General features: G+C 36.2%; 6 protein-coding genes and 1 pseudogene. 6 read left to right on the top strand and 1 reads right to left on the bottom strand.

The annotated features are described in order from the left end of the window. Window positions 1-19: 19 nt before the first annotated feature. From COO03_RS14245 to COO03_RS14220, 6 genes and pseudogenes are all read left to right on the top strand, one after another. A pseudogene (locus tag COO03_RS14245) lies at window positions 20-169 on the top strand (ABC transporter ATP-binding protein); the annotation flags it as partial. Between the two features lie 174 nt (window positions 170-343). Further along, window positions 344-1,537: a sensor histidine kinase gene (locus COO03_RS14240; RefSeq protein ID WP_097897794.1), complete on the top strand. Its 1,194-nt coding sequence runs from the start codon at window positions 344-346 to the stop codon at window positions 1,535-1,537. Beyond that, window positions 1,534-2,196, top strand: a complete 663-nt coding sequence (locus COO03_RS14235) for a response regulator (protein WP_097897793.1) — start codon at window positions 1,534-1,536, stop codon at window positions 2,194-2,196. Before COO03_RS14240 ends, COO03_RS14235 begins: the two co-directional genes overlap by 4 nt. A gap of 138 nt (window positions 2,197-2,334) precedes the next feature. Further along, a complete protein-coding gene (locus tag COO03_RS14230; RefSeq protein WP_097897792.1) occupies window positions 2,335-3,267 on the top strand; it encodes an ABC transporter ATP-binding protein in 933 nt (310 codons plus the stop codon). Between the two features lie 15 nt (window positions 3,268-3,282). Next, window positions 3,283-4,479, top strand: a complete 1,197-nt coding sequence (locus COO03_RS14225) for an ABC transporter permease (protein ID WP_097897791.1) — start codon at window positions 3,283-3,285, stop codon at window positions 4,477-4,479. Window positions 4,480-4,490: 11 nt separating this feature from the next. Then, entirely contained in the window at window positions 4,491-5,636 is a 1,146-nt protein-coding gene (locus COO03_RS14220) for an ABC transporter permease (protein ID WP_097897790.1), read from the top strand. Between the two features lie 13 nt (window positions 5,637-5,649). On the opposite strand, the gene COO03_RS14215 is transcribed toward COO03_RS14220, so the two are convergent. Then, window positions 5,650-5,847, bottom strand: a complete 198-nt coding sequence (locus COO03_RS14215; protein WP_097897789.1) for a hypothetical protein — start codon at window positions 5,845-5,847, stop codon at window positions 5,650-5,652. Window positions 5,848-6,000 lie beyond the last annotated feature (153 nt).

Genomic DNA, 6,000 nt, shown 5'->3' with positions numbered 1-6,000 from the left:
ACAATTATGAAATTGATTCATGTATATAGAAGAAGATATATATGCGCTGGAGTGTACAATGGAAGAAACAAGAAATGTTGAAAAGTTAGAACGGTTATATAAAGAAAAAACAGAAAAAGAACGATTACGGGCGGAATTATATAATCGATTAGATAGTATGATGGAATAGATGAAAGAAAAACAAGTCATTCTCTTAGGCGATGTGGAGGTGACTTGTTTTTCTATTAATACACGTTAACTTGAGATGAAAATGGTATAATTTTCTTGCCATTATATTGTGAAAACGATTTTTTACATGTTGGTATGATGTAAAACAATATTTCAAAAATGCGAGGAGAATTTGATGTTAGGGTATGCGCGTCTCATTACGATTGTTATGATTTGCATGGTATATATAAATCATGTTTCACGTGAAACAGAAAATTTAAAAATATTTGTTGGTATTGCATGTTTAATGTATGTTATAAATCATTTTTTACTTATCCAACCACATCAAGGGAGAAGGCGTGCATTTTATGTATTCCTTTCAAATGGGATAGTTACAGCATTATTAGGCTTTTTATTTCCCGAGACATGTTTGTATTTAATTATATTTGGGATTGATGCTGTAGGAATATTTATTCATACGTGGCGGAAAGCAGTCGTATATTTTTTTGTGAGTTTTTTCTTTTTATGCTGGTTTGCTATTTTACTATATACGTATCAATATACCGGAAAGATAGAAGTTGATAGTAATGCTATTAATTTTATGTTCGTTGTCTTCAGTGCTTTAGCCGGGAACTTAATTAAAAAGTTGACAGTAGCCCGCCAAACTGTTGACGATCAATATGAAAAATTGACATTATCACATATAGCTCTAAAAGAAGCGCATGAACAATTACAGCTTTATGCGAAAGAAGTAGAAGAACTAACTACAGTCCGAGAGAGGAACGATATTGCCCGAGAAATTCATGACACAGTTGGTCATAATATGACGGCTTTACTTGTTCAATTGCAGCTTGCAGAGGCTTTATGGAAGCAAAAGTCAGATGCCACAGAAGAAGTTTTACATACATGTCATGAATTAGCTAGAAAATCTCTTCAAGAGGTAAGGGCTTCAGTCCGTGCGTTGAAGGAAGAAAAAGATTTAGGAAACATAATAGAAAATATGAAAGAAATGTTAAATGAATTTTCAAAGGTAACAAAAGTACAAGTAACCTTTCATTTACAAGGGGATCCAATTATAATCCCGTTGTCATTACAACCTACCTTGTTGCGTATTATGCAAGAGTCATTAACAAATGCAAAGCGCCATGGAAAGGCTAGTTTATGTGAAGTTAGCTTATTGTGCTTAGATGAGAAAGTGATGCTATCGATTACGGATAATGGCATTGGTGTAAATGAACTGAGTCCTGGCTTTGGGTTAATGAATATGAAAGAACGTGTAGAGGAACATGGTGGAATGATTCGATTTGAGAGTGAAAAGCAGAAGGGGTTTCAATTACAGATTGAGTTTCCACTTAAGGAAAAGACGTGGGTAATAGGAGGAAAGATATGATTCGTATTATGATCGTTGATGATCAATCACTTATTCGCGATGGTTTAGCAATGCTATTAAATTTACGTTCAGAACTTGAAGTGGTGGGCACAGCAAGTGATGGGGATGAAGTAGTTCAAAGAGCAGAACAATTACAACCTGAAATTATTTTGATGGATATTCGAATGCCTCGTATAAATGGCGTTGAAGGAACTCGTTTAATAAGGGAAAAGTTTCCTGATATGAAGGTTCTTATGCTGACGACATTTAATGATAGCGAACTTATTTTTGAAGCATTGGAACAAGGAGCGAGCGGTTATTTATTAAAAGATATGGAGACGGACGCAATTGTTCAAGCAATATTGACAGTTCATGGAGGAGGAGCCGTTCTTCCGCAGGATATAACAGCACAAATTGTGAAGGAACTAAAAAGAACAAAAGCAGTAGAAATATCAGAAAAAAGTCAGCCAAAGCAAATGGAGCAACTAACAGAGCGTGAAAGAGATGTATTAAGGGAAATAGGCCTTGGATTAAATAATAAAGAAATTGCTGAGAAATTGTTTATTACAGAGGGAACTGTAAAAAACCATGTTTCCAACTTAATTAGTAAGCTGGAGCTGAGGGATCGGACACAAGCAGCTATATATGCGGTAAGATACGGTATTACAACATACACATGACTTTTGGCATAGAGAAAAATAAAAAAGCAGCAAATAATGCTGCTTTTTTATTTTTCATTTCTATCTTAAGGGTGATGGAAGAAAGAGGATATTTTTTTACAATGAAATTGTAGATTAATGCAAAGGGGCTGAATCGACATGTTAGTCGTAGATCATATTACAAAGTCGTTTGGGAAGAAGGAAGTTGTAAAGAATGTATCTTTTGAAGTTAAGAAAGGAGAAACATTTGGTTTGCTTGGTCCAAACGGTGCAGGAAAGTCGACGACGATATCAATGATTTGTGGGCTTATTCCATATGATGGCGGTGATATAAAAGTCGGGGGGAAATCTGTAAAAGAATATCCATTAGATGCGAAAAGGAAGATCGGTATTGTCCCGCAAGATATTGCTTTATATCCTACGCTTTCAGCGAAAGAAAATTTAATCTTTTGGGGAAAAATGTATGGTTTAAGTGGAGCTATTGCAAAGAAACGAGCAGATGAGGTATTAGCATATGTTGGTTTACAAGATCGTGCAAAGGACAAAATTGAAACATTTTCAGGTGGAATGAAACGCCGAATTAACATTGGTGCAGCACTTATGCATGAACCGGAGTTATTAATTATGGATGAACCAACAGTTGGGATTGACCCACAATCACGGAATCATATTTTAGAGACGGTAAAAGGATTAAATGAAAAAGGCATGACGGTCATTTATACGAGCCATTACATGGAAGAAGTGGAGTATTTATGTGAACGAATTGCGATTGTTGATCATGGAAAGGTAATTGCATTGGGAACGAAAACGGAATTATGTAATCGTCTTGCTGATGGCTTTATGGTGAAGTTACAACTGAATCGTTATAGCGAGGAGTTACTGCAGAAAATAAAAGGCATACCCACTGTAGAACGGATTATCATCGATGAGGATACAAATACGCTTGATATTGGACTGAAGAATGGAGAAGCTATCGGCATGGTTGTTTCGGTAGTTGTAGAAAATTATGTGCAAATTTTAAAGCTTGAAGTACAAGAACCAAATTTAGAAGCTCTCTTTTTACAGTTAACAGGACGTTCACTTCGTGATTAAGGAGGTTAGGAACTCATGAAAAGTTTTATTATTGCATGGAAAGATTTAAAAATTCGTTTAATAGATCGGCGTGGATTTATGATGATGTTACTTATGCCACTCCTATTAACAGCTATTTTAGGATCAGCACTAAGTAACATATTCGATAACGGAGGATTACCTAAAACGGTAATTGGTTATTATCAAGAAGGAACAGATGAGTTTGCAAATATGTTTCAAAAGGATGTATTGCAATCAAAGGAAATAAAAGATGATGTAAAAGTAGAAGTAGTAAACTCACAAAAAGAGCTAGAGGATATGGTTAAGAAACAGAAAATTGATGTTGGAATTATGATTCCGAATGGGTGGAGTGAACATATACAGGATGGAAAATTAAAAGAACCAAAACTGATTACAGATCCATCAAAAGATATACAAGCAAAAATCGCCGAATCGATTATTCGTTCCTTTTCAGAGCGTGCTCAAACAGTTGCCGTCTCTACAAAAAATGTCGTAACAGATTTAGCAAAATCACAGCCAGAAAATATGGAACAGGCTGCAAAAGAGGTAAGTGCTAATTTACAAACAGTGGCGACTTCAAATGCGGATGGAATGGAAAAAGGAACAGTCGGCAAAAAAACAGTGGCTGCGATGCAATATTATGCTGCAGCAATGTTAGTTATGTTTTTATTATATAACATAACAGTAGGCGCAAAATCTATTGTGACAGAGCAACGAACTGAAACATTAGCAAGGCTATTAAGTACAGCGACTAGTCCTTTTGCCATTTTATTAGGTAAATTTTTAGGCACATTACTATTTGCTTGTATTCAATTTGGCGTATTTGTAGTTGCTACTCATTACGCATTTCATGTGGACTGGGGGGACAATATTTCACAAATTGTAGTAGTAGGAATCGCTTATGCAATTTGTGTTTCTGGTTTATCTATGCTCATCGCAGCGTTTATTCGTGAGGAAAAAACGGCGGATTTAATGGGAGGAATTGGAATTCAGCTGTTAGCCATATTAGGAGGATCGATGTTACCAATCTATGCATTTCCAGATACCCTTCAAACAATTGCTAACATTGCTCCGAATAAATGGGCACTTACAAGTTTTTTAAACATTATGTCGGGTACATCGTGGTATTCGTTACTTCCAGTTATATTAAGTTTATCTAGTGCGGGTATTGTTTCCGTTATCATCGGAACCTTCCGTTTGCGTACGAGATAGGAGGAAAAATCATGAAGAAAGTTTGGGCGCTCTGCTGGTTAGAGTTAAAACAAATCTTAATTAAGCCACAAAGCTATATACTCATGTTCGGAATGCCGATTATTTTCACACTCATTTTTGGCGGACTTTTAGGTGGAAGCGGAAACGAGAAAGTAAATATTAGTTTAGTAGACCAAGATGGGTCTACATTATCCAACTCCTATTATGAGGAAATAAAGAAAAGTGATTTAATTTCTATAGAAAAGGTAACGTATGAAGAAGCGAAACAAAAAATCGAAAATAAGAAGTCCTCAGGTATTGTGACAATTCCAAAAGAATTTCAAAAGAGTATGACGGACGGGAAGATAGAGAAGGTTAAATTCCAATCAAGTGCTGATTTCACGGGAGGAGCTTCTGTAGAGCAAGTATTACAAGGTGTAATGAAAAAGATGGAAATAGAAGTAGCGGCAGCAAGGGATTCGGAGAAAAAAGGTGGAATGTCTTGGGAAAGGATGTATGAAACAATTCATGCAAAGGCAGAACCAGTTTCACTTCAAAAGGAATCCATTGTACCTGAGGGGAAAAAGCTGAATAACGTAACAGGGCGAGCAGCAGGGTTTTCTATTCTTTTTGTAATGATTGTGATGCTAAGTGCGACAGGAACAATTTTAAAATCAAGACAACTTGGCGTTTGGTATCGTTTATTAGGAACGCCTGTTTCAAAGGCTCAAATACTTGGGGGATATATACTTTCCTTCTTTTTAATTGGATGGATTCAATTTGGAACTTTAATGGTACTAACGAATGTTTTGTTCGATGTACAGTGGGGAAATCTACTGGGGATAATCATACTTGTCTCAGCGTTATTGCTAGCGGTCATTGGTTTAGCACTATTATTAGCAAGTATCGTGAAAACAACGGAGCAGCAGTCAGCATTAGGTAACATCGTGGTTATTTCAACGTGTATGATCAGTGGTCTTTACTGGCCAATTGAAATAGAACCAGAATGGATGCAAACTGCAGCGAACTTTATTCCTCAAACTTGGGCAATGCGCGGATTTACCGAATTAATTGCAAGGGGCGGGACACTGACAGATATAGTAGGATATGTTGGTATACTCATGTTATTTGCTGTTGTATTCTTCGTGATCGGTTTAACAAGAATACGTTATGATTGAAAAAAAGCAGAGTTTACAGCTTAACACGCTGAACTCTGCTTTCTTTTTGTGTATTGTCTTCTCTCATAGATATGATAATCGCAATCCCGAGCATAAAGAAGAATACTAAAAAGAGGACGAACTTTGGGAAGAACGGGAATAGTAATAATGCCCCGACTATTATGAGTGTTAATACAACATAGTGCAGGACATATTGGAATAGTTTGTCCATACTTTCGCCCCCTTTTTGGTAGTTTGTTAGTATTCTATGCTCGGTCACTGAATAATAGAATTACTTTTTAATCATTCCGCATAATTTAAGTGTTGTGGAGCACTTATGAACGGAAATCGGAATTATGTATTTAGGAATGATTGTGGAAACGGA

Source organism: Bacillus sp. AFS098217 (assembly GCF_002551815.1).
In the GTDB taxonomy this organism is placed as follows: domain Bacteria; phylum Bacillota; class Bacilli; order Bacillales; family Bacillaceae_G; genus Bacillus_A.
Note: the sequence above shows the minus strand (reverse complement) of the source record. Positions and strands in the feature narration are given on the sequence as shown.